Origin of the sequence: Lysinibacillus sp. UBA5994 (genome assembly GCF_002429725.1) — a bacterium.
Taxonomy (GTDB): Bacteria; Bacillota; Bacilli; order Bacillales_A; family Planococcaceae; genus Lysinibacillus; species Lysinibacillus capsici.
The window spans coordinates 29,964-52,530 of the sequence record NZ_DJAU01000054.1; the positions used below are offsets into that span (position 1 = coordinate 29,964).

The 22,567-nt window shown below is 37.9% G+C and carries 18 protein-coding genes; 13 read left to right on the forward strand and 5 right to left on the reverse strand.

Translation table 11 applies throughout. The annotated features are described in order from the left end of the window. Window positions 1-61: 61 nt before the first annotated feature. The 13 genes from B3D98_RS15995 (at window position 62) to opp4C (ending at window position 16,156) form a co-directional block, all read left to right on the forward strand. Window positions 62-940, forward strand: coding sequence for an aspartate carbamoyltransferase catalytic subunit (locus B3D98_RS15995; protein WP_048394636.1), 879 nt, complete (start codon window positions 62-64; stop codon window positions 938-940). A gap of 1 nt (window position 941) precedes the next feature. Continuing rightward, window positions 942-2,219 (forward strand): dihydroorotase, encoded by a 1,278-nt coding sequence (locus B3D98_RS16000; protein WP_288584192.1) that lies wholly within the window; start codon window positions 942-944, stop codon window positions 2,217-2,219. Next, the gene (carA, locus tag B3D98_RS16005) at window positions 2,219-3,319 is read left to right on the forward strand and encodes a glutamine-hydrolyzing carbamoyl-phosphate synthase small subunit (protein ID WP_016994256.1); all 1,101 of its coding nucleotides are present in this window, start codon (window positions 2,219-2,221) and stop codon (window positions 3,317-3,319) included. The genes B3D98_RS16000 and carA overlap by 1 nt, the downstream gene beginning before the upstream one ends. Beyond that, window positions 3,312-6,509 (forward strand): carbamoyl-phosphate synthase large subunit, encoded by a 3,198-nt coding sequence (carB, locus tag B3D98_RS16010; RefSeq protein WP_048394632.1) that lies wholly within the window; start codon window positions 3,312-3,314, stop codon window positions 6,507-6,509. The genes carA and carB overlap by 8 nt, the downstream gene beginning before the upstream one ends. Window position 6,510: 1 nt before the next feature. Then, on the forward strand, window positions 6,511-7,284 hold the full coding sequence (locus B3D98_RS16015; RefSeq protein WP_004227355.1) for a dihydroorotate dehydrogenase electron transfer subunit: 774 nt from the start codon (window positions 6,511-6,513) through the stop codon (window positions 7,282-7,284). Beyond that, entirely contained in the window at window positions 7,281-8,192 is a 912-nt protein-coding gene (locus B3D98_RS16020) for a dihydroorotate dehydrogenase (RefSeq protein ID WP_048394627.1), read from the forward strand. The genes B3D98_RS16015 and B3D98_RS16020 overlap by 4 nt, the downstream gene beginning before the upstream one ends. Continuing rightward, a complete protein-coding gene (gene pyrF / locus B3D98_RS16025; RefSeq protein ID WP_288584200.1) occupies window positions 8,192-8,896 on the forward strand; it encodes an orotidine-5'-phosphate decarboxylase in 705 nt (234 codons plus the stop codon). Before B3D98_RS16020 ends, pyrF begins: the two co-directional genes overlap by 1 nt. 3 nt (window positions 8,897-8,899) lie before the next feature. Beyond that, window positions 8,900-9,529: an orotate phosphoribosyltransferase gene (gene pyrE, locus B3D98_RS16030; RefSeq protein WP_054549871.1), complete on the forward strand. Its 630-nt coding sequence runs from the start codon at window positions 8,900-8,902 to the stop codon at window positions 9,527-9,529. 880 nt (window positions 9,530-10,409) lie between these two features. Beyond that, window positions 10,410-11,405, forward strand: coding sequence for an ABC transporter ATP-binding protein (locus tag B3D98_RS16035; RefSeq protein ID WP_048395394.1), 996 nt, complete (start codon window positions 10,410-10,412; stop codon window positions 11,403-11,405). A gap of 4 nt (window positions 11,406-11,409) precedes the next feature. Then, window positions 11,410-12,399, forward strand: a complete 990-nt coding sequence (locus tag B3D98_RS16040; protein WP_054549872.1) for an ABC transporter ATP-binding protein — start codon at window positions 11,410-11,412, stop codon at window positions 12,397-12,399. A 54-nt stretch (window positions 12,400-12,453) separates the two neighbouring features. After that, on the forward strand, window positions 12,454-14,187 hold the full coding sequence (gene opp4A / locus B3D98_RS16045) for an oligopeptide ABC transporter substrate-binding protein (protein ID WP_048395392.1): 1,734 nt from the start codon (window positions 12,454-12,456) through the stop codon (window positions 14,185-14,187). Between the two features lie 82 nt (window positions 14,188-14,269). Continuing rightward, window positions 14,270-15,235, forward strand: a complete 966-nt coding sequence (gene opp4B, locus B3D98_RS16050) for an oligopeptide ABC transporter permease (protein WP_016994271.1) — start codon at window positions 14,270-14,272, stop codon at window positions 15,233-15,235. Window positions 15,236-15,247: 12 nt separating this feature from the next. Then, on the forward strand, window positions 15,248-16,156 hold the full coding sequence (opp4C, locus tag B3D98_RS16055) for an oligopeptide ABC transporter permease (RefSeq protein ID WP_048395389.1): 909 nt from the start codon (window positions 15,248-15,250) through the stop codon (window positions 16,154-16,156). A 551-nt stretch (window positions 16,157-16,707) separates the two neighbouring features. Here opp4C and B3D98_RS16060 read toward each other — a convergent pair. The 5 genes from B3D98_RS16060 to B3D98_RS16080 all read right to left on the reverse strand — a co-directional run bounded on the left by B3D98_RS16060 (window position 16,708) and on the right by B3D98_RS16080 (window position 22,340). After that, window positions 16,708-17,634: an ABC transporter ATP-binding protein gene (locus B3D98_RS16060; RefSeq protein ID WP_288584210.1), complete on the reverse strand. Its 927-nt coding sequence runs from the start codon at window positions 17,632-17,634 to the stop codon at window positions 16,708-16,710. After that, a complete protein-coding gene (locus tag B3D98_RS16065) occupies window positions 17,627-18,682 on the reverse strand; it encodes an ABC transporter ATP-binding protein (protein WP_048395385.1) in 1,056 nt (351 codons plus the stop codon). The genes B3D98_RS16060 and B3D98_RS16065 overlap by 8 nt, the downstream gene beginning before the upstream one ends. Before the next feature lie 13 nt (window positions 18,683-18,695). Further along, a complete protein-coding gene (locus B3D98_RS16070; protein ID WP_048395384.1) occupies window positions 18,696-19,616 on the reverse strand; it encodes an ABC transporter permease in 921 nt (306 codons plus the stop codon). After that, window positions 19,616-20,545 (reverse strand): ABC transporter permease, encoded by a 930-nt coding sequence (locus B3D98_RS16075; RefSeq protein WP_004227372.1) that lies wholly within the window; start codon window positions 20,543-20,545, stop codon window positions 19,616-19,618. The genes B3D98_RS16070 and B3D98_RS16075 overlap by 1 nt, the downstream gene beginning before the upstream one ends. Window positions 20,546-20,678: 133 nt before the next feature. Then, a complete protein-coding gene (locus tag B3D98_RS16080) occupies window positions 20,679-22,340 on the reverse strand; it encodes a peptide ABC transporter substrate-binding protein (RefSeq protein ID WP_054549875.1) in 1,662 nt (553 codons plus the stop codon). Between the last annotated feature and the right edge of the window lie 227 nt (window positions 22,341-22,567).

The following is a 22,567-nucleotide window of genomic DNA, read 5'->3' on the forward strand; positions in this document are numbered from 1 at the left end:
TTATATACAGAGAACGTCATACAAAGACGTTCACGATTCACAACCTAATGGAGGTCACATGATGAAGAACTTATTATCGATGGAACATTTAACAACAGAAGAGATTAACCAAATCCTAGATCTTGCGCAAGCATTTGAAAATGGTGAAACATCATCGTTATCTCGCACACACAAAGTGGCCAACCTATTCTTTGAACCAAGTACTCGTACAAAAACAAGCTTTGAAATGGCAGAATACAAAATTGGCTGTCATGTTATCCCTTTTGATGCAGGGTTTTCGAGTGTTACAAAAGGGGAAACGATGTACGATACTGTCAAAACATTGGAAATGATTGGTTTAGATGCTGTCATCATTCGAGCGTCAGAAGATGAGTATTACAATGAGCTGCTGAATGGTATCAACGTAGCGATTATTAATGCAGGAGATGGTGCTGGGCAACACCCTTCACAATCCTTATTGGATCTTTATACCATCAAAAAAGAGTTTGGCTATTTCGAAGGGTTGAATGTCACAATTGCAGGAGATATCTCTCATAGTCGAGTAGCGAAATCAAATGCAACAGCATTACAAAATTTAGGGGCAAATGTTCATTTCCTTTGCCCAGAAGAATGGTCTGGCGGTTTTGAAGCGCACCATTCATGGGATAATCTGATCGAAATAAGTGATGTCATTATGTTACTACGTGTGCAACATGAACGTCATAAAGTAAATAAAAGCTTCTCAAAGGAAGGTTACCATCAAGAGTTTGGTTTAACAATTGAACGAGAAAAGCAAATGAAAGAATCGGCCATTATTATGCATCCAGCACCCGTCAATCGTGATGTCGAAATTGCTTCTGAGTTAGTCGAGTGTGATCGCTCTCGAATTTTTGAACAGGTGCGGAACGGTGTTTACACACGGATGGCTATTATGGAAACCATTTTAAAGGGGAGAGAATAACATGACAAAGGTACTTCAAAATGTACAAATGCTAGATGAACAAGGTGAATTGAAGACAGTCAATATTGCAATGGCAGACGGAAAGATTACGGCTATTGGTCAAGATGTGACTGTAGCAGGTGCAGAACTGATTGAAGGACATGGTTTAATCGTAGCACCAGGCTTTATCGATGTTCATACACATTTACGAGAGCCAGGATTTGAGCATAAGGAAACCATTGCAACAGGTTCGGCATCAGCAGCAAAAGGCGGCTTTACGACAATTTGCGCAATGCCTAATACAAAGCCAGTACCTGATTCGGTTGAAAACATGCAACTTATCAATGGGCTCATTAAGGACAGTGCGGTTATTCGAGTACTCCCATACGGTTCCCTAACAAAGGATATATCGGGTGAGGTTCGAACAAATATTGAAGAATTAAAAGCATATGGAGCAGTGGCATTCTCAGATGATGGTGTTGGTATCCAGCTAGCCTCAACGATGTATGAGCAAATGAAAGATGCGGCCCAGCACGATATGGTCGTTGTAGCACATTGTGAGGACAACTCATTAATCTATGATGGTGTGATGCATGAAGGAAAGCGTAATAAAGAGCTAGGCCTCCCAGGAATACCTTCCATTTGTGAATCCGTACAAATTGCACGAGATGTACTACTTGCAGAAGCAGCAGGCGCTCGTTACCATGTTTGTCACGTATCGACGAAGGAATCAGTGCGTGCGGTAAGAGATGCAAAGGCTGCAGGAATCCGTGTCACAGCAGAAGTTTGTCCACATCATTTATTACTAGAAGAGATGGATATTCCATCTGATGATGCTAATTGGAAAATGAATCCACCATTACGTGCAGCGGATGATAAAGATTCTCTACATGCAGCACTACTTGATGGCACAATCGACTGCATTGCAACAGATCATGCGCCACACACAGTAGAAGAAAAATGCTGCGGTATGGTTGGCGCACCATTTGGTATTGTAGGTTTCGAAACAGCATTCCCACTACTTTATACACAGTTTGTAGAAACAGGAAAGTGGACGTTAAAACAATTAGTTGATTGGATGACAGTGAAAGCAGCTGAGATTTTTGATCTGCCATATGGCACATTAGAAGTAGGTGCTTCAGCGGATATGATTTTAATTGATATTAAAAAAGAACAAACGATTGATGCAGAAGGCTTTGTATCAAAAGGTCGTAATACACCATTCAACGGCTGGGTGGCAAAGGGTTGGCCAGTACTAACTATTTTTGAAGGCAATATCGTATATCAGGAGGCAGAGTAATGAAAAAACGTTTACTAGTTTTAGAAGATGGCACAGTATTTACAGGTACAGCATTTGGTAGCGAGCGCGCTTCACAAGGTGAGGTTGTATTCACAACAGGGATGACGGGTTATCAGGAAACGATTTCAGATCCCTCATTCTATGGACAAATTGTCACTTTAACTTATCCTTTAGTTGGTAATTACGGCATTAACCGTGATGACTTTGAATCGATTACGCCAGCCATTCGTGGATTTGTTGTGCGTGAATTAGCTAAAAATCCTTCAAATTTCCGCTGTGATTTAACTTTAGATGATTATTTGACATCAAAGGATATCCCAGGAATTGAAGGAATTGATACACGAAAATTAACACGTATTATTCGTAGTAAAGGTTCCGTAAAAGCGATTTTGACAGCTGCTGATGAAGAAGTAAATGTGGATGAAATAGTAGCACAATTACAAGCAACGCCAGCCATTACGCACCATGTTCGTGAAGTATCACCAAAAGCGGCCTATCCATCTCCAGGGCGTGGTAAACGAGTTGTCCTAATTGATTATGGAATGAAGCATGGGATTTTACGAGAATTAAACAAACGTGATTGTGATGTGCTAGTAGTACCTTATAATACGTCAGCTGAGGAAATTTTAGCTTGGCATCCAGATGGCATCATGCTGTCAAATGGACCAGGAAATCCTGAAGATGTTCAAGAAGGCATTGAAACAGTACGTAACTTAATTGGAAAAGTGCCAATGTTCGGTATTTGTTTAGGCCATCAAATCTTTTCTTTAGCAAGTGGTGCAAAAGCCTTTAAATTACCGTTTGGACACCGTGGTGGTAACCATCCAGTAAAAGATTTACGTACAGGTCGTACAGATTTAACATCTCAGAACCATGGCTATGCCATCGATATCGAATCATTAAAAGATACAGATTTAGAATTAACACATATCGCGTTAAATGATGGAACATGTGAAGGTGTGCGTCATAAAAAATATCCAATTTTCACAGTGCAATATCACCCAGAAGCATCACCAGGTCCAGAAGATTCAAACCACTTATTTGATGAATTCATCGAAATGATGGAAGTAGAAGCAGGGAAGGGGAAACAACATGCCTAAACGTACAGATATTGAAACTATTTTAGTAATCGGCTCAGGCCCAATTGTTATCGGACAAGCAGCAGAATTTGACTATGCAGGAACACAAGCATGTCTTTCATTAAAAGAAGAGGGCTACCGCGTTATTTTAATCAATTCAAACCCTGCTACAATCATGACAGATACAGAAATTGCAGACAAAGTCTATATTGAGCCAATTTCTCTTGATTTTGTATCGCGTATATTACGTAAAGAACGTCCAGACGCGATTTTACCAACACTTGGTGGTCAAACGGGCCTAAATATGGCGATCGAATTAGACAAATCAGGTATTCTAGATGAGCTTGGGATTGAAATTCTTGGTACTAAATTAGATGCCATCCATAAAGCAGAGGACCGTGATTTATTCCGTAATTTAATGTATGAGCTAGGAGCTCCAGTTCCTGAATCTGATATTATTCATAACTTAGATGAAGCGAAAAGATTTGTTGCGAAAATTGGCTATCCTGTCATTGTTCGACCTGCCTTTACACTTGGCGGTACAGGGGGCGGTATTTGCTACAACGATCAAGACTTAGAAGAAATTGTGACATCGGGTTTAAAATATTCACCTGTAACGCAATGTCTATTAGAGAAATCAATCGCAGGCTATAAAGAAATTGAATACGAAGTAATGCGTGATGCAGCTGACAATGCCATCGTTGTATGTAACATGGAAAACGTTGACCCAGTAGGGATTCATACAGGTGACTCAATCGTTGTTGCACCAACGCAAACATTATCTGATCGCGAAAACCAAATGCTACGTAATATTTCACTCGACATTATTCGCGCATTAAAAATTGAAGGTGGCTGTAACGTACAGCTTGCACTTGATCCATATAGCTTTAATTACTATGTGATTGAAGTAAATCCACGTGTCTCTCGATCATCTGCATTAGCATCAAAAGCAACAGGTTATCCAATTGCTAAGCTAGCCGCTAAAATTGCAGTAGGCTTAACGTTAGATGAAATTAAAAATCCTGTAACAGGCTCAACATATGCTTGTTTTGAGCCTGCACTGGACTATATCGTAGCAAAAATTCCTCGCTGGCCATTCGATAAATTCGAATCTGCTAAACGTAATCTTGGTACGCAAATGAAAGCTACTGGTGAAGTAATGGCGTTAGGTCGTACTTTTGAGGAAGCTATGCTAAAAGCGGTTCGTTCTCTTGAGACAGGTCAAGTACACTTAGAGTTAAAACATGCTGAAGAAAATTCAGATTCTTGGATTGAAAAACGTATTCGCAAGGCTGGGGATGAGCGTCTATTCTTCATCGGTGAAGCTTTACGTCGAGGTGTAACAATTGAACAAATTCATGAATGGTCAGCAATCGATCTATTCTTCTTAAATAAATTTAAAAATATTGTGAATATGGAACAAACGCTTGCTGACAATAAGAATGATAAAGACGTACTACGAACAGCTAAACGTTTAGGCTTTGCAGATAAGAAAATTGCTGAGCTTTGGGAAACAACACCAGAAGAATTGTATGCTTATCGTAAAGAGCATGGTATTATGCCAGTCTATAAAATGGTGGATACATGTGCAGCAGAATTTGAATCAGAAACACCATATTTCTATGGCACATATGAAGACGAAAATGAATCGATTAAGTCAGAAAAACCTTCTGTGGTGGTACTCGGTTCAGGACCAATCCGCATTGGCCAAGGGGTAGAATTTGACTACGCCACAGTACACTCAGTATGGGCGATTCAAGAAGCAGGTTATGAAGCGATCATCATTAACTCAAATCCAGAAACAGTGTCAACAGATTTCTCAATTTCTGATAAATTATATTTCGAACCATTAACAATTGAGGATGTTATGCATATTATCGACTTAGAACAACCAATTGGTGTTGTTGTTCAATTCGGTGGTCAAACGGCTATTAACCTTGCTGATAAATTAGCTGCTAATGGTGTGAAAATCTTAGGTACGTCTCTTGAGGATATTGACCGTGCAGAAAACCGCGATAAATTTGAGCAGGCGCTACGTGAATTAGATATTCCACAACCTCAAGGAGAAACAGCGGTTTCTACAGAGGAGGCTCTTGCCATTGGTGAGCGTCTAGGCTTCCCAGTGCTTGTCCGCCCTTCTTATGTACTTGGTGGGCGTGCAATGGAAATTGTTTATAACCAAGAAGAATTACAGCACTATATGGAAAACGCGGTAGAGGCATCTCCAGATCATCCAGTATTAGTAGACCGTTACTTAACAGGACAGGAAATTGAAGTAGATGCTATCTGTGACGGTGAGAATGTGTTAATACCAGGAATTATGGAGCATATCGAGCGTGCAGGAGTTCACTCTGGTGACTCAATCTCTGTTTACCCGCCGCAAAAATTAACACAGGCACAAAAAGATACATTAGTTGACTATACAACTCGTCTTGCGAAGGGGCTAGGCATCATTGGATTAATGAACATCCAATATGTCATTTCACAAAACGAAGTATTTGTTATCGAGGTGAACCCACGTTCATCACGTACAGTACCGTTCCTAAGTAAGATTACAAATATCCCAATGGCTAATATTGCAACAAAAGCAATCCTTGGCAAATCCATTGTAGAGCAAGGCTATCCAACAGGCCTAGCAGCTGAGCAAAGAGGCGTATTTGTAAAAGTACCAGTGTTCTCATTCGCTAAATTACGACGTGTAGACATTACATTAGGACCTGAAATGAAATCTACTGGTGAAGTAATGGGGAAAGATGCAACATTAGAAAAAGCTCTTTATAAAGGCTTAGTTGCAGCAGGTATGGAAATACGAACAGAAGGTACAGTATTATTCACTGTGTCTGATAAAGATAAGGAAGAAGCGATTGCATTAGCAAAACGCTTCTCAACAGTAGGCTATCGCATTGTAGCAACTGAAGGTACAGCAAAAGCATTTGAAGCAGCAGGCGTACGAACTGATGTAGTAGGCAAGATTGGGGCGAAAGGACAAACATTGATTGACCTTATCCAAAATGGGGAAGCTCAGCTTGTTGTCAACACATTAACAAAAGGCAAGCAACCAGCTCGTGACGGCTTCCGAATTCGTCGTGAGTCTGTAGAAAATGGTGTTCCTTGTCTGACATCTTTAGATACAGCAGAAGCCATGGTACGTGTTATTGAATCTATGACATTTACAGCAGAACAAATGCCAAAAGCGGAGGTAGTACACTAATATGATACGTCAAGAGAAAATGACGGTCGTCTCTCAAAAGCAAATTGCGACAAACATTTTCGAACTGACACTTCATGGTGAACTGGTTCAGGAGATGACTCCTGGCCAGTTTGTCCATGTAAAGGTGTCGGATTCACTGGAGCCGCTTTTACGTCGACCAATTAGTATTGCAAATATTGATAAAGACAACAATGAGTTTACAATGATCTATCGTGCTGAGGGGCGTGGTACGAAAGTTCTGGCAACAAATCGAGAAGGTCAGCTGGTCAACGTACTTGGACCAATTGGGAATGGTTTCCCAGTAGAAGCGGTGCAAGAGGGAGGTACTGCACTACTAGTTGGTGGTGGCATTGGTGTCCCTCCATTACATGAGCTAGCCAAGCAATTGAATGCTCGTGGTGTGAAAACAATCCACGTCTTAGGCTTCCAAACAAAAGATGTCTGCTTTTATGAGGATGAATTTAGTGCACTTGGTGAAACGCATTATGTTACGGTGGATGGCTCGAAAGGTACAAAAGGCTTTGTAACAACGGTTTTAGAGTCGCATGCTCCTGAATTTGATGTTTTTTATTCCTGTGGACCCTTACCAATGTTAAGGGCATTAGAAGGCTTTTATCCTGAAAAAGAAGGCTATTTATCATTTGAAGAACGTATGGGCTGTGGTATTGGAGCTTGCTTTGCATGTGTATGCAAAACAACTGATCAGGTTGAAAAAGACTATGTTAAAGTTTGCTCTGATGGACCAGTTTTCCCGAAAGGAACGGTGGCACTATGAGTCGTTTAACAATTCAAATACCAGGCTTAGATTTAAAAAACCCTATTATGCCAGCCTCAGGTTGCTTTGGTTTTGGTCGTGAATATGCACAGCTTTATGATTTATCTAAACTGGGGGCTATCATGATTAAGGCAACAACGGTCGAAACGCGTGCAGGTAACCCTACGCCACGTGTTGCCGAAACAGCAGCGGGGATGTTAAATGCCATTGGTCTACAAAATCCGGGCATTGAAAAAGTGATGAATGAGGAATTAAAATTTTTAGAGGATTATAATGTGCCCATCATCGCCAATGTTGCTGGAACAGAGACATCAGACTATGTAGAAGTAGCACGCCGTATTTCAACAGCTTCAAATGTTAAAGCGTTGGAGCTGAATATTTCGTGCCCTAATGTGAAATGTGGTGGTATTCAATTTGGAACAGATCCTGCTACTGCACGTGAGCTTGTCAAGGCTGTCAAGGCTGTGTCAGAAGTGCCAGTCTATGTGAAGTTATCACCAAACGTGACGAACATCGTTGATATTGCCCTAGCTGTTGAAGCAGGTGGAGCAGATGGTATTACCATGATTAATACATTGGTTGGTATGCGTTTAGATGAGCGTACAGGTAAGCCAGTCATAGCTAATGGCACAGGTGGACTATCTGGTCCTGCTGTAAAACCTGTAGCAATACGAATGGTTTATGAGGTGTACAAGGCTGTCAATATTCCGATAATTGGTATGGGCGGTGTAACGGAAGCACAGGATGTCATTGATTTTATGTCCGCAGGTGCTTCAGCTGTAGCAGTAGGAACAGCTAACTTTGTTGACCATTTCGTTTGCCCGAACATTATTGAAGAATTACCAGCAAAGCTGGATGCATTAGGTGTAGAACATATAACAGAGATTATTGGAAGGAGCCATCGTTGATGAATACGAAACCTATACTAGCTCTAGATTTTCCAGGAGAAAAAGAAGTATTCGATTTTCTTAAAAAATTCGATGAGCCTCTTTTCGTGAAAATTGGAATGGAATTATATATGCAAGAGGGACCTGATATCGTACGCAAAGTAAAGGATTTAGGTCATGATATTTTCCTTGATTTAAAATTACATGATATCCCAAATACAGTAGGCTCTGCGATGAAGGGGCTAGCAAAATTAGGGGTAGATTTAGTCAATGTCCATGCTGCAGGCGGACGTGCTATGATGGAAGCAGCTCTAGAAGGACTTGAAGCAGGAACACCAACAGGCAAAGAACGTCCAGCACTAATAGCTGTTACTCAATTAACATCCACAACAGAAGAACAAATGCAAGCAGAACAAAAGATTGCTCTTTCATTGCAAGAGTCTGTCCTACACTACGCAGGGCTGACAAAGGAAGCAGGCTTACAAGGTGTTGTTTGCTCTGTCCATGAGGCTAAGGCGATTGCTGAGGTGTGTGGAGATAAATTTCTACGTGTCACACCAGGGATTCGTTTAGCTGGAGGTGCTGCACACGATCAAAAACGTATAGCAACACCTGATGGGGCAAAGCGTGATGGTTCATCACTCATCGTTGTTGGCCGTGCTGTAACAGGTGCACAGGATCCAGTAGCAGCATATAAAATCGTAAGTGAATTATGGGAGGCATAAATTATGACATTACAAAATGAAATTGCACACGCTATGTTAAAAGTTGGAGCAGTAGAATTAAATCCTACAGAGCTATTTACATGGGCATCTGGTATTAAATCACCTATTTACTGTGATACACGTTTAACAATTTCCGATCCAATTATTCGTAAACAATTAGCAATTGGTTTAGCCTCTGTCATCAAAGAAAATTTCGGAGCGACAGAAATTGTAGCAGGAACAGCTACAGCAGGTATCCCACATGCGGCATGGGTAAGTGATATTTTAGAATTACCAATGGTTTATGTACGCTCTAAAGCGAAGGAGCATGGCCGTGGTAATCAAATTGAAGGAAAATACGTAGCAGGACAAAAAGTAGTGGTTGTGGAGGATATCGTTTCTACAGGTGGTTCTTCCATTACAGCAGTAGAAGCATTGCGTGCAGCAGGCTGTGAGGTGCTTGGAGTTGTTTGTGTATACACATATAATCTTCCACGCGCTGAACAAGCATTTGATGAGGCTGGCATCCAATACGTATCATTAACAAATTTTGATTATCTGATTGAAGCAGCAAATGAATCCGGCGCTATTAAAGAAGAAGATATCCCATTCTTAAAAGAGTGGCATGGAAAATTAAAAGCTGGAGAGCTATAATTAGAAATCTTGTAAAAGTAGTAGTAAAACATAGAGTTACTGGAATATAAAAGAGGGCAAATGCATAGAAACAACTATCGATACTTTTGTTGATAGTTGTTTTTTTGTGTTTTTCGACGTGGTCAAAGGAAAATAAACTTTATTAACTTTTAAGAGAAGTATGGCCTATAGATTAAAGAAATTATAAAAATAATTTATTTTTTTAATGTAATATAAAACACTTCATTTGTTTAGTGCTTTAGTAAATAAAATTATTCATTAATAATAATTAGGAAAATTTAGTATCATTCACTGAATTAAATAAACAATAAAAATCCTTTTATAATCATGTTTTCCAAATAAAAGTAAATTTTGACGTAGTATGTGTGGATCAATTGAGTAGGTTATTATTATTCTAATAAAATAAAAAAATGATACTTTAGGCAAATAAAGTTGAAAATGAACTAATATTCAGTATGCTTAAACGTAAAGTGTCCAATTTGAAATGGTATAGTTGTATGGATTATTTTGTATGTAATATTATGAGAATTATAAAAATTCACTTGATTAAATGTATTATTTCCAGATAAAATAGCATTACGCCTAATTGTCAGAATATTATATACTGATCCAGTTACTATTACATTTGGAAAATAGGATCAATTTTATGTAATAAAGATGTTCTCTTTAAAATTTGATGTTTTTTTTAGCTAATATAATTTTGAAATAGGTTTAACATCTTATGATCTAATTTTTCGGAATATTGAATCTTATGAAGGAAGTCAAAAGCTAATTTCTTTTTACATCTTTTACTTAAAGAATACATTTTAGACATATGTTTCTGTTGCTTACATAAAGGATGTAGTGATTTTTAGTAAAAAAATTAAAGGTGTGATATTAAATGAGCTTAATGTTAGAAGTGAAAAACCTTAAAACTGGTTTCGATATAGATGGGGATATCTATCATGCTGTTGATGATGTTTCTTTTTCAGTCAAATCAGGTCAAATTATTGGGGTAGTTGGAGAATCTGGATGTGGAAAAAGTGTCATGTCACTTTCAGTTATGCAGCTTCTTCCAAAAGGGATTGGCAAAATTACAGGCGGAGAAATTAAGTTTGAAGGAAAAAACATCGAAAATTATTCTAGCGATGACATGAATAAGATTAGAGGAAAAGATATCAGTATGATTTTCCAAGAACCCATGACATCATTAAATCCCGTTTTTACAATTGGTTCACAAATACAAGAGATTATCTTAAATCACTCTAAAATCTCAAAGGCTGAGGCTAAAAGTAAAGCAATAGACTTATTAAAACAAGTCGGCATACCGAGAGCGGATCAAATTGTAGATGAGTATCCTCACCAATTATCTGGTGGTATGAGACAAAGGGTTATGATTGCCATTGCCATTGCATGTCAACCTAAACTATTAATTGCAGATGAGCCTACTACGGCACTTGATGTGACGGTACAAGCTCAAATCTTAGAGCTATTAAAGACAATTCAAGCAAAAAATGATATGTCCATCGTACTTATTACACATGATTTAGGAGTCGTAGCCGAAATGTGTGATGAAGTAATTATCATGTACGCGGGGAAAATTGTAGAAAAAACAAATGTAGATAATTTGTTCCACAATCCTCAGCATCCTTATACAAAGCTATTAATGGCTTCTATACCAAGAATCGATGAGGAAGTTGAAAAGTTAACGACCATTCAAGGGATTGTACCTTCGTTGAAAAATATGCCCCAAATAGGTTGCCGTTTTGTGGATAGATGTCCTTCAGCTATGCCTGATTGTAGCAAGGTTACGCCGCAACTTTCCTTTATAGATGATGGACATGAGGTATCTTGTTTACTTTATGAAAGTTGCGATACTAGAAAGGGTGTGAGCTGACAGCATGAATGAAACAATCGTAAAACAAGAAAAGGATAACTTATTAGAAATTATTGATTTGAAGACATATTACCCAATCAAAGGTGGCTTCTTAAGGCATACTGTCGGTCATGTAAAAGCAGTGGATAACATTTCTTTTTCTATTAAAAATGGCGAGACATTAGGGTTAGTTGGAGAATCGGGTTGCGGAAAATCGACAACTGGACGGACAATTTTAAGATTATTAGACTCGACGGATGGAAAAATTATCTTTGATGGTAAAGATATTACAAACTTGAGAGGGAAATCTTTAAGAGATATACGAAAAGATATTCAAATGGTATTTCAGGATCCATACGCATCTTTAAATCCTATGCAAATGGTAGGAAGCATTGTTGCAGAGCCGATTATGAATTTCAGTAACAAATCATTGAAATCATTAAAAGGCGAGGTAATGGAGCTATTAAGAAAAGTCGGCTTACCTGAAGATGCCTATTATAAATATGCTCATGAGTTCTCAGGTGGTCAGCGCCAGCGTATTGGTATTGCTCGGGCACTTGCACTTAGACCAAAGCTTATTATTGCAGACGAGCCTGTTTCAGCCTTAGATGTATCAGTACAATCACAAGTTCTTAATCTATTAAAAGAACTTCAGGATGAGTTTGATTTAACATTCCTGTTTATCGCACATGATTTAAGTGTGGTCAAGCATATGAGCGATCGAATTGGCGTGATGTATCTAGGAAATATTGTAGAAATAGCTGATAAGGAACATATTTACGATGAGCCATTACATCCTTATACACAAGCATTGATCTCTGCAATACCTGTGCCAGATCCGAGAAAGAAAAATAGTCGTATTGTTTTAGAGGGAGATATACCGAGTCCTGCTAATCCACCATCAGGCTGTCCATTCCATCCAAGATGTCCAAAGGCAATGGCAGAATGTTCATTATCTAAGCCAGCTTTAAAGGAGGTGAAGTCGGGGCATAGTGTTGCTTGTCATTTATATTAAAAACTAAAAACGGAAAATAGTTATTGACAAAAATAAAATTACGGGGGGAAAAAAATGAAAAAATCAGCATTATGGTCATTTATGCTATTGCTAGTTATGGCATTATTTTTAGCTGCATGTAATAATGACTCATCAAAAACAGAGAAGGAAAATGAAAAGGATACAAGCGGGGATACAACGACAACAACAGATGAACCTTCTACAGAGGGTGGCATCGTAACATATGGTACAGATGTTGCACCTGAAGGCGTATATGATCCTGCTTATTCAGGTAGTATTGTAGACAGCTATATTCAAAATTTCACAATGGAAGGTATTTATGATGTAAATGATGACTTAGAATATGTTCCAAACTTAGCTTCATGGGAAATTAGTGAGGATAAATTAACGTATACGTTTACATTCCAGAAGGGTGTAAAATGGCATAATGGTGAGGAATTAACAGCTGATGACTGGGTTTTTGCTTTAGAAACACTTGCGCATCCTGATTATGCTGGACCTCGCTACAATTATGTTGAGGGAATTAAAGGTGCCAAAGCTAAAAAAGAAGGTAAGGCTGACAAAATCGAAGGTATTGAAGTAGTAGATCCATACACTGTAAAAATCACTTTTGAACAAGTGAAAATTAATAATTTAGAAAATCTATGGTCAAATCCAATGCCGAAGAAACATTATGAAGGTATTGCTGTTAAGGATTTAGAGGAGTCAAAGCAAGTTCGTGAAAATCCTGTTGGCTTAGGGCCATTTAAGGTGAAAAAAGTTGTAGATGGAGAATATTCTGAATTAGAGCGTTTTGATGATTACTGGAAGGGCAAACCACAGCTTGATGGTGTTATTGTAAAAGTAATTGACCCATCATTAGCAACTGGTGCATTCCAAAATGGAGAAATTGACATTATGGATATTAGACCACAATCCGTAAAAGAATTAGAAGCATTAGGCAATGTACGTATTGAAGAAACTAATGGTGTGGGCTATTCATACATCGGACTTCGTTTTGGTCATCGTGATAAAGCTACATTAAAAAATGTGGCAGATTTTGATAAATTTAATGCAAAAGAATTACGTCAAGCATTATTATACGCAATTAACCGTCCAGCAATGATCGATGCTTTCTTAGAAGGAAAAGCAACAGTTGCCAACACTGTGATTCCAACTACTTTCTGGACTGCTGCACCAGAGTCAGAACTAAACCAATATGAATTCAACCCAGAAAAAGCAAAAGAGCTATTAGCATCTGCAGGTTATGTAGATAAAGATGGTGATGGTTTCGTAGAAGATCCAAAGGGACAACCATTTAAAATTTCATTTGGTCACTATGCAGGTTCAGCAGCATTTGAAGGACGTGCACAAGCAATTGTTCAATCTTGGAATGATATTGGTGTAAAAACAGAATTAGCGACAGGTAGTTTAATTGAGTTTAACTTATATAATGATATGAAAGATAATGATGATGCAGCTTTAGAAGCATTCTTCGGTGCGTGGAGTACAGGTGCTGATCCAGATCCATCAGGATTATGGGGTAATGACGCTGAGTGGAACTATGGTCGTTGGGTAGATCCTAAAAACCAAGAATTATTGGATAAAGGCTTAAGTGAAGAAGCATTTGACAAAGAAAAACGTATGGCAACATATGTTGAATGGCAAAAATACTTCAACGAAGAATTACCTGCACTTCCTTTATGGGAAAACTTAGATTTATATGGTATTAATAACCGTTTACAAGGTGTTCATGTCAACGCTGTTGGCTTCCAAACGGATGTTTATAAATGGCATATTAAAGAATAAGCTATTGTGTACTTTAATTCTTGCTAACTAAGTCCTTGAAAAGAGGACTTAGTTAGTAAATTTATAGATAAGGAGACGTTACATGCTTCAATATACACTTCGACGACTACTTGGCATGATCCCATTGTTACTCCTTATTTCGTTGGTGGTATTCTTTTTAGCGAAAATGATGCCAGGAGATGCATTTGCTGGTGAAATTGATCCTTCTAATACGAATCCACAATATATCGAAGAAATGAGAGAAAAATTAGGCTATAACGATCCTATTATCCAGCAATACGGTAGATGGATTGTTAATTTTATGCAAGGGGATTTTGGTAAATCAACTGTTTATAAGAAACCAGCAGTAGAAATTATTGCGCAGCGTATACCTAATACCATATTTTTAGCTCTAACATCGTTAATTTTTACCTACATATTTGCATTTATCATGGGCATGTATGCTGGTAGAAAACCCTATACACTTGGGGATAATTTGATTGCAACGTATAATTATCTAGCTTTAGCCATTCCGTCATTTGTTGCGGGAATTGTAGCCATTTACTTTTTCTCGTTCAAGTTAGGTTGGTTCCCATTTAACGGATCTGTTGGCGTCGGGCTAGAGCCTGGAAATTTGGACTACTATATAAGTAGATTCCACCATGTTTTACTACCTGCGCTTATATTAGGATTGATGGGAACAGCATCCTATACACAATTTTTGCGGAATGACATTATTGAAAATAGTAGAAAAGATTTTGTAAGAACTGCGAGAGCAAAGGGAACAAAAGAATCGAAAATTTATAACAAACATATTTTACGAAATTCTATTATTCCTCTTATTACGTTCCTTGGGTTTGATATCGCAACATTAATTAGCGGTGCGGTAATAACAGAAACAATCTTTACGTATCCTGGAATAGGTGCTCTCTTCCTTGAATCAGTTGGAAGAAGGGATTATGCAGTCATGATGTCGATCACAATGTTACTTTCGTTTTTAACACTTTTTGGAAATTTAATAGCGGATTTATTATATGGTGTAGTAGATCCACGTATTAGATTGGATTAAGGAGGGGGAAATATGACATTGGTAACGGATCAAGAAGTTTTAACGCCAAAATCGCCAAAGAAAAGCCCCTCGCCATGGGTAATTGCGAGACGAAAGTTCTTTAAAAATAAACTAGCCTTGATTAGCCTTATATTTCTACTGATCGTTATTATCTTATCGTTTCTAGCACCATATATTACAACTAAAGATATTGTCCGGGTTGATTTTACCCAAATAAGTAAACCACCCTCTAGTGAAAATTGGTTAGGAACAGATACAAATGGACGAGATGTGTTTACAAGAATGCTCTATGCTGGTAGATCCTCCTTAACAGTAGGATTAAGCTGTATGTTCTTTATTGTTTTAATTGGAACTACTGTCGGCGCCATTTCAGGGTACTTTGGTGGAAAAATAGATCAAATACTCATGAGATTTACAGATTTTATCTTAATGTTTCCATTTATGATTTTTGTAATTGTTTTAAATCAAATTCTAATTGGAAAAGTATCTGGTCTATGGACTTTGATTTTTGTTATCTCACTGTTAATGTGGGGATCAGTTGCAAGGATTGTACGAAGTAGGGTGCTTGCTGAAAAGGAAAATGAGTATATATTAGCAGCTCAATCAATAGGATGTAAATCATCAAAGATTATTATGAAGCATTTACTACCTAATGTTGCTTCGACGATTATTGTACAAGCAACATTGCTAATGGCTGTAACAATCGTCGCTGAATCTGGTTTAAGCTTTTTAGGGTTAGGCGTACCAGCAGATACACCAAGTTGGGGGAATATGCTGTCCGAAGCTAGAAACTCAGAGGTATTAAAGGAGAAGCTTTGGATGTGGGTGCCTCCTGCAACAGCTATTACGCTAGTAATTTTGTCCATTAATTTTATCGGAGAAGGGTTAAAGGATGCATTAAATCCAAAATCTAGAAGGTAATTAAAAAATGGATATTAAATAAGTGACAAGAAAATAGGGCACCTTTAAATGTAAAAGTAATCACATTTAAAGGTGCCGAATTTTATAAAGGATAATAGTTTAATACATAGTAATATTGATTGTCCTTACAGAGACCATAGAGACCTGGAAATAATGTTTTGAGAGCAACTATTATGGTCTAATCACACAAGGCTTTGGACTGTGGCATGGACCAGGGTAGGCAGATGCTGTGGTAGAACCAACACTAATTAATACGATTGTAAAACAACATGTAGCAAGAAGAAGTTTCATACTTTTTTTCATTGAATACACCCCTTTATTCGTGTTAACTCTATCATAATATATTCCTTAAAATATTTAAACTAATTTTACATAAATGGTATTTATTAACTAATTATTTTATGTAAAATAAAAGAATGAAGGGAATTATAGTCTACTAAAAGGTAGTAAGTTTATTTAGGTTTACACTGATCGGGATATTGGGTAAGGAAGAAGTAAAATTAAAAAAACTCCCATCTCAGTAATTATACTGTCGATAGGAGTTATAGCTTTTAGCGATTAGCAACCCAAGTTTTTACTAGATCAGCAGTACCATAAACATAATGCTGATCACCTACTTCATGGTAGGTTGCACTTTCTTCAACCTCTGTATGCTTGTACTGAATACGTTGACGGCGCTTCTCTGACATTGGATCAGGAAGTGGGATAGCTGATAGTAAAGATTTTGTATACGGATGAACAGGGTGATTGTAGATATCATCTGCTTTACCGATTTCCATGATTTTACCACGGTACATTACAGCAATACGGTCACTGATGTATTTTACCATAGATAAGTCATGGGCAATGAAAAGATATGTTAAGCCACGTTCTTTTTGTAGTTGTTTTAGTAAGTTAACAACTTGCGCTTGGATAGATACGTCTAGCGCAGAGATTGGCTCATCTGCAATGATAAACTTAGGATCTAAACTTAGTGCACGGGCAATCCCAATACGTTGACGTTGACCACCAGAGAATTCGTGTGCGTAACGATTCGCGTGTTCTTTGTTTAAACCAACAGCTTCAAGTAGCTCTTGAATTTTTGCACGACGTTCTTTTTTATCCTTGTAAAGGCCATGAATATCAAAGGCTTCACCAATGATCTCACCAGCCGTCATACGAGGGTTTAAAGAAGCATAAGGATCTTGGAAAATCATTTGCATTTGACGGTTAAATTTCTTTAACTCATTTTTAGATTTTTTTCCATGGACATTTTCACCATCGAAAACAATCTCGCCACCTGTAATATCATATAAACGAATAATTGAACGACCAGTTGTTGACTTACCACAACCTGATTCACCCACAAGACCAAGTGTTTCACCTTCGTAAACATCGAAGCTGATACCATCTACAGCTTTGATAGGATTACTTGGCGAACCAAAATGCTGCTGTAAATTTTTGATTTCAAGAATTTTTTTCGCACCAGTTTTAGTCATTTTCTTGTGCCTCCTTTGCTAAATACCCTTCAATACGTTTAGCAACCGCATCTGGAAGAGGAATCTTTGGTGCATCAGGATGCAACAACCAAGTCTTTGCAAAATGTGTTTCACTTACTTGGAACATTGGTGGCTCTTGTTCATAATCAATGGCCATAGCATACTCGTTACGAGCTGCAAATGCATCACCCTTAGGTGGATTCGTCAGATCTGGTGGTGAGCCTGGAATCGTACGTAATAGCTCATCAGTATCATTATCTAAATCTGGCATTGAACCAAGTAGACCCCATGTGTAAGGATGCTTTGGATTATAGAAAATATCATTTACAGTACCATATTCAACGATTTGTCCAGCGTACATTACTGCTACACGGTCAGCGATATTCGCCACTACTCCTAAATCGTGTGTAATGAAAATGATAGATGTTTGCGAGTTTTTCTGAATTTCTTTCATTAATTCTAAAATTTGCGCTTGAATTGTTACGTCTAGAGCTGTTGTCGGCTCATCTGCAATTAATAGCTTAGGATCAGCTGCAAGGGCAATGGCAATAACAACACGTTGACGCATACCACCTGAAAATTCATGTGGGTATTGGTTATAGCGTTTTTCAGGGAAGGGGATACCTACCTGTGTTAAAAGCTCAATCGCACGTTTTTTCGCTTCGTCTTTAGAAACTTTTTTGTGTTGCAAAATTACTTCAGTTATTTGACGTCCGACCTTCATTGTTGGGTTCAAACTTGTCATTGGATCTTGGAAAATCATCGCAATTTCATTTCCGCGTACTTTAGACATTTCTTTATCAGTTAATGGAACTAAATCACGGCCATTAAATAAAATTTGTCCTGACTCATAAATACCAGGTGGCTGGGGAATTAGTTTCATTAATGCATTACTCGTAACACTTTTACCAGAGCCTGATTCACCTACTATAGCGAGTGTTTCACCCTCTTTTAAATCAAAGTTAACACCACGTACAGCATGGACAAGCCCTGCATAAGTTTTAAAGTTAATTCTTAAATCTTTTACTTCTAGAATTGTTTTACTCATTTCGGCCACCTCCTTATTTACGTAGTTTTGGATCTAGAGCGTCACGTAAGCCGTCACCAACTGCGTTAAACGCAAAGATTGTCAGTGAGATAAATACTGCTGGGAAAATCAAGCGCCATGGAGCATTGGCAATAGCTTTATTACCATCAGAGGCCATTGTACCCCAAGAAGCAGTTGGAGCAGGCACCCCAAGACCAAGGTAGCTTAGGAATGATTCAGTGAAAATAGCAGATGGAATTGTTAACGTCATCGTTACTAAGATTGCACCAAGAGCATTCGGAACTAAGTGTTTAATAATTAAATGGCCTGTACTAGCACCTAATGTACGAGCAGCAAGAACATATTCTTGATTTTTAATAGATAATACTTCACCACGAACGATACGAGCCATGTTAATCCATCCAGTGATGGACAGGGCAATAATCATAGGAATTAAACCAGGTTGCATAACAACTAAAAGTACGATTACTACTAGAAGGTAAGGTACAGCTGTTAAAACGTCGGCAATACGCATCATGATGTTATCAACACGACCGCCTGCTAAGCCTGAAATACTTCCCCATAAAACACCGATAATTAAATCAATAATCGCTGCAGCAATACCGATAAATAGGGAAATACGAGCGCCTTCCCAAATACGAACGAAAATATCACGACCAAGGTCATCCGTTCCAAACCAAAATTGTGCAGATGGTGGTGCGTTGTAAACACCTAGCTGATCACTTGCTTTATATTGAGAAAACATTGGTACGAATGTAGCCATTAAAATAACAATGATTAAAATGATTATCCCAATGATGGCTAATTTGTTATGAGAGAAACGGAGAAATACTTCTTTCCAAAAGGAGACTGATTTATCAGCTAATTTTTCCGTTGCTTCATGATTTCCACCAACAATTTTAAACTTATCTTTTTCAATTTGTTGCTGTGTCATTATTTTTTCGCTCCTTTCAGTTTAATACGCGGATCAATCACACTATATAGAATATCAACGATTAATACCGCAAATAAAAGGATGATGGAATAGAACACCGTCGTACCCATAATTACTGTATAGTCACGGTTTGTAATACTTTGAACAAAGTGCTTACCAAGTCCAGGAATAGCGAAAATTTGCTCAACAATGAAACTACCTGTTACAACACCAGCTGTTAATGGACCAAGGTATGTTACGACTGGCAGAAGGGCATTTCGTAATGTATGACGGAATACGATTGTCCATTTACCAATACCTTTCGCACGAGCCATTTTTACATAATCACTATTGTTTTGTTCAAGCATACTTGAACGTGTTAATTTTGCGATAAAGCCCATATGAGAGAAAGCGATTGCAAGGGCTGGTAAAATACTATAAATAAAGCCCTTCCACCCACTAATAGGGAACCAGCCTAGCTTAAAGGCTAAGAAATACTGCATTAAACCTGCTAATATAAATGAAGGTACTGATATACCGAGCACCGCAAAGGACGTTGCCAAATAATCCGGGAACCTATTATGATATAGCGCGGAAACTACGCCAATTAATACACCGAATCCAACTGCTAATAGCATAGCTTCAATCCCTAATGTTAATGAAACAGGGAAACTTTCAGAAATCATATCATTTGTAGAACGCGCTTTATATTTCATTGACTCACCGAAATTGAATGTGGCCGTATCGATTAAATAATCTTTATATTGAATATACCAAGGGTTATTTAATCCATACGTTTCGTTTAACTTCTCCTCAATTTGAGGTGGGAAATTACGTTCACTCGCGAAAGGACTACCAGGAGCGAGACGCATTAAGAAAAACGTAACCGTTACGATGACGAAAAGCGCGAGAAGTATATACATCAGCCTTTTCAAAATATATTTAATCACATAAAACTCCTCCTTCTATTTGTCAATTTTCAGACAAATATATGCCTTCGTATTTTAAAAAGAGCTGACTCGCGCCGAAGTGGCTACGAGGCAGCTCTTCGCTGTAGAGCTAAATAAGCGAATTATTTGTTGATTATTTCTCTACTTTAACCTCTTTAAGAGAGATGTTACCAAGGATGTCTGCCTTCATGTTTTTCACATAATCTTGTACTACAGATAGGTTCGTGTAGTAGTAGATTGGAATAACTGGGAAATCATTTACAGCAACTTTTTCAGCTTGTTTTAAAAGCTCAAGACGTTTAGCAGGATCTGCTTCAACGTTAGATTGATCTAATAATTTTTTGTATTCTGCACTTTCCCAACCAGTATCGTTGTTACCGTTTGCAGCAGTGTCATACATTTCTAAGAATGTATAAGCATCGTTGTAGTCACCAACCCAGCCCATACGGCCAACTTGGTAATCTAATTGGTTAAGTTTTTCTAAATATACTTGCCATTCAGAGTTATCTAGACCTACAGTGATACCTAGGTTTTTAGTCCAGCCCTCTTGAACGTATTGAGCGATAGCAGCGTGTGCTTCACTTGTGTTGTAAGAAAGGTTAATTTTGATATCTGCTGGGTTTGTAATTCCAAGTTCTTTCATACCAGCTTCAAGTGCTGCTTTAGCACCTTCGATATCGTTATCTTTGAAGTAACCACGGTCTTCTTCAAAGCCATGAACTGCGATAGGAACCATGCCTAATGCAGGTTTTTGCTCACCTTTAGTAATGTTGTCAATTAAACCTTGACGATCAACTGCTAAAGCTAACGCTTTACGGATGTTAGCGTTTCCAGTGATTTTATCTTTTGTATTTAGCTTGTACCAGTAAACAGAAGCTTGGTCATTAATATTTAATGAACCATCAGCTTTAAATGCGTCGATTGAATCAAGTGCCACAGATTGGAATGGTGCACCTAAGTAGTCAATTTCTCCAGCTTTGAAGCTTGTTGCTGCAGTTGCTTCAGACTCAACCATACCGATATTAACAGTTTCTAAAGAAACTTTATCAGCATCCCAGTACTCTGGGTTTTTCTTTAATACGATTGTATCATTGTGTCTCCATTCAGCTAATGTGAAAGGACCGTTTGTTACATAGTTTTCACCAGCATCTGCATACCACTCATCATTACCTTCAACTACTTTTTGGTTTAATGGTGCATATGTTTTGAATGCTGTTAATTCTAAGAAGTAAGGTGTTGGGTTTTCTAAAGTTACTACTAATGTTTTTTCGTCTTGTGCTTTAACGCCTACATCATCAGCAGAACCTTCACCATTGTTGTATGCTGCAGCACCTTTAATTGGGTAAAGGATTGAAGCATATTCAGAAAGATTGTCTGGGTTTAATGCCCATTTCCAAGCGTATTCGAAGTCACCAGCTACTACTGGATCTCCGTTTGACCATTTAGCATCACGTAATTTGAACGTGTATGTTTTTAAATCTTCACTAACTTCCCAGCTTTCAGCAGCAGCTGCAACTGGACGAGCGTCTGCATCAAGTGTTGTTAATCCTTCAAAAGTATTTGTTAGAATAACACCAGAAGTTGTATCTGTTGCTAATGCAGGATGAAGAGATGGCGGCTCAGAAGCTACTACTACATTTAATTCGCCACCTGATGAAGTTGTTTCTGAAGAGCCAGAATCTTTTCCTTCGTCTTTAGATTTGTCAGACGAATCTCCACCGAAGCCACATGCAGCAAGTACTAAAGAAAATACTGCAAGGACTGTTAGTAATAAAAACTTTTTGTTTTTATTCATGTGAATCCCCCTTATACAATTTTTAAGCCTTTTGTGAAGCTCCTATTTAATATACCAAAAAAATCATTGTGTACAAAATAAAAAAGATTCGAATTTATATAGTATTATCTGACATTTAGGAGAATAATAAATTTTTCCGATTTATCACGCTAAAGAGGCGAAGTGTATATATATTAAAAATTTGATATTTACTTATTCTGAATATCAAAAATAAAGTAAAAATAAAA

Excerpts from the sequence above, each read along its gene's own strand:
- B3D98_RS15995 (WP_048394636.1), top strand. The coding sequence starts at position 62 with ATGAAGAACTTATTATCGATGGAACATTTAACAACAGAAGAGATTAAC.
- B3D98_RS16000 (WP_288584192.1), top strand. The coding sequence starts at position 942 with ATGACAAAGGTACTTCAAAATGTACAAATGCTAGATGAACAAGGTGAA.
- carA (WP_016994256.1), top strand. The coding sequence starts at position 2,219 with ATGAAAAAACGTTTACTAGTTTTAGAAGATGGCACAGTATTTACAGGT.
- carB (WP_048394632.1), top strand. The coding sequence starts at position 3,312 with ATGCCTAAACGTACAGATATTGAAACTATTTTAGTAATCGGCTCAGGC.
- B3D98_RS16015 (WP_004227355.1), top strand. The coding sequence starts at position 6,511 with ATGATACGTCAAGAGAAAATGACGGTCGTCTCTCAAAAGCAAATTGCG.
- B3D98_RS16020 (WP_048394627.1), top strand. The coding sequence starts at position 7,281 with ATGAGTCGTTTAACAATTCAAATACCAGGCTTAGATTTAAAAAACCCT.
- pyrF (WP_288584200.1), top strand. The coding sequence starts at position 8,192 with ATGAATACGAAACCTATACTAGCTCTAGATTTTCCAGGAGAAAAAGAA.
- pyrE (WP_054549871.1), top strand. The coding sequence starts at position 8,900 with ATGACATTACAAAATGAAATTGCACACGCTATGTTAAAAGTTGGAGCA.
- B3D98_RS16035 (WP_048395394.1), top strand. The coding sequence starts at position 10,410 with ATGAGCTTAATGTTAGAAGTGAAAAACCTTAAAACTGGTTTCGATATA.
- B3D98_RS16040 (WP_054549872.1), top strand. The coding sequence starts at position 11,410 with ATGAATGAAACAATCGTAAAACAAGAAAAGGATAACTTATTAGAAATT.
- opp4A (WP_048395392.1), top strand. The coding sequence starts at position 12,454 with ATGAAAAAATCAGCATTATGGTCATTTATGCTATTGCTAGTTATGGCA.
- opp4B (WP_016994271.1), top strand. The coding sequence starts at position 14,270 with ATGCTTCAATATACACTTCGACGACTACTTGGCATGATCCCATTGTTA.
- opp4C (WP_048395389.1), top strand. The coding sequence starts at position 15,248 with ATGACATTGGTAACGGATCAAGAAGTTTTAACGCCAAAATCGCCAAAG.
- B3D98_RS16060 (WP_288584210.1), bottom strand. The coding sequence starts at position 17,634 with ATGACTAAAACTGGTGCGAAAAAAATTCTTGAAATCAAAAATTTACAG.
- B3D98_RS16065 (WP_048395385.1), bottom strand. The coding sequence starts at position 18,682 with ATGAGTAAAACAATTCTAGAAGTAAAAGATTTAAGAATTAACTTTAAA.
- B3D98_RS16070 (WP_048395384.1), bottom strand. The coding sequence starts at position 19,616 with ATGACACAGCAACAAATTGAAAAAGATAAGTTTAAAATTGTTGGTGGA.
- B3D98_RS16080 (WP_054549875.1), bottom strand. The coding sequence starts at position 22,340 with ATGAATAAAAACAAAAAGTTTTTATTACTAACAGTCCTTGCAGTATTT.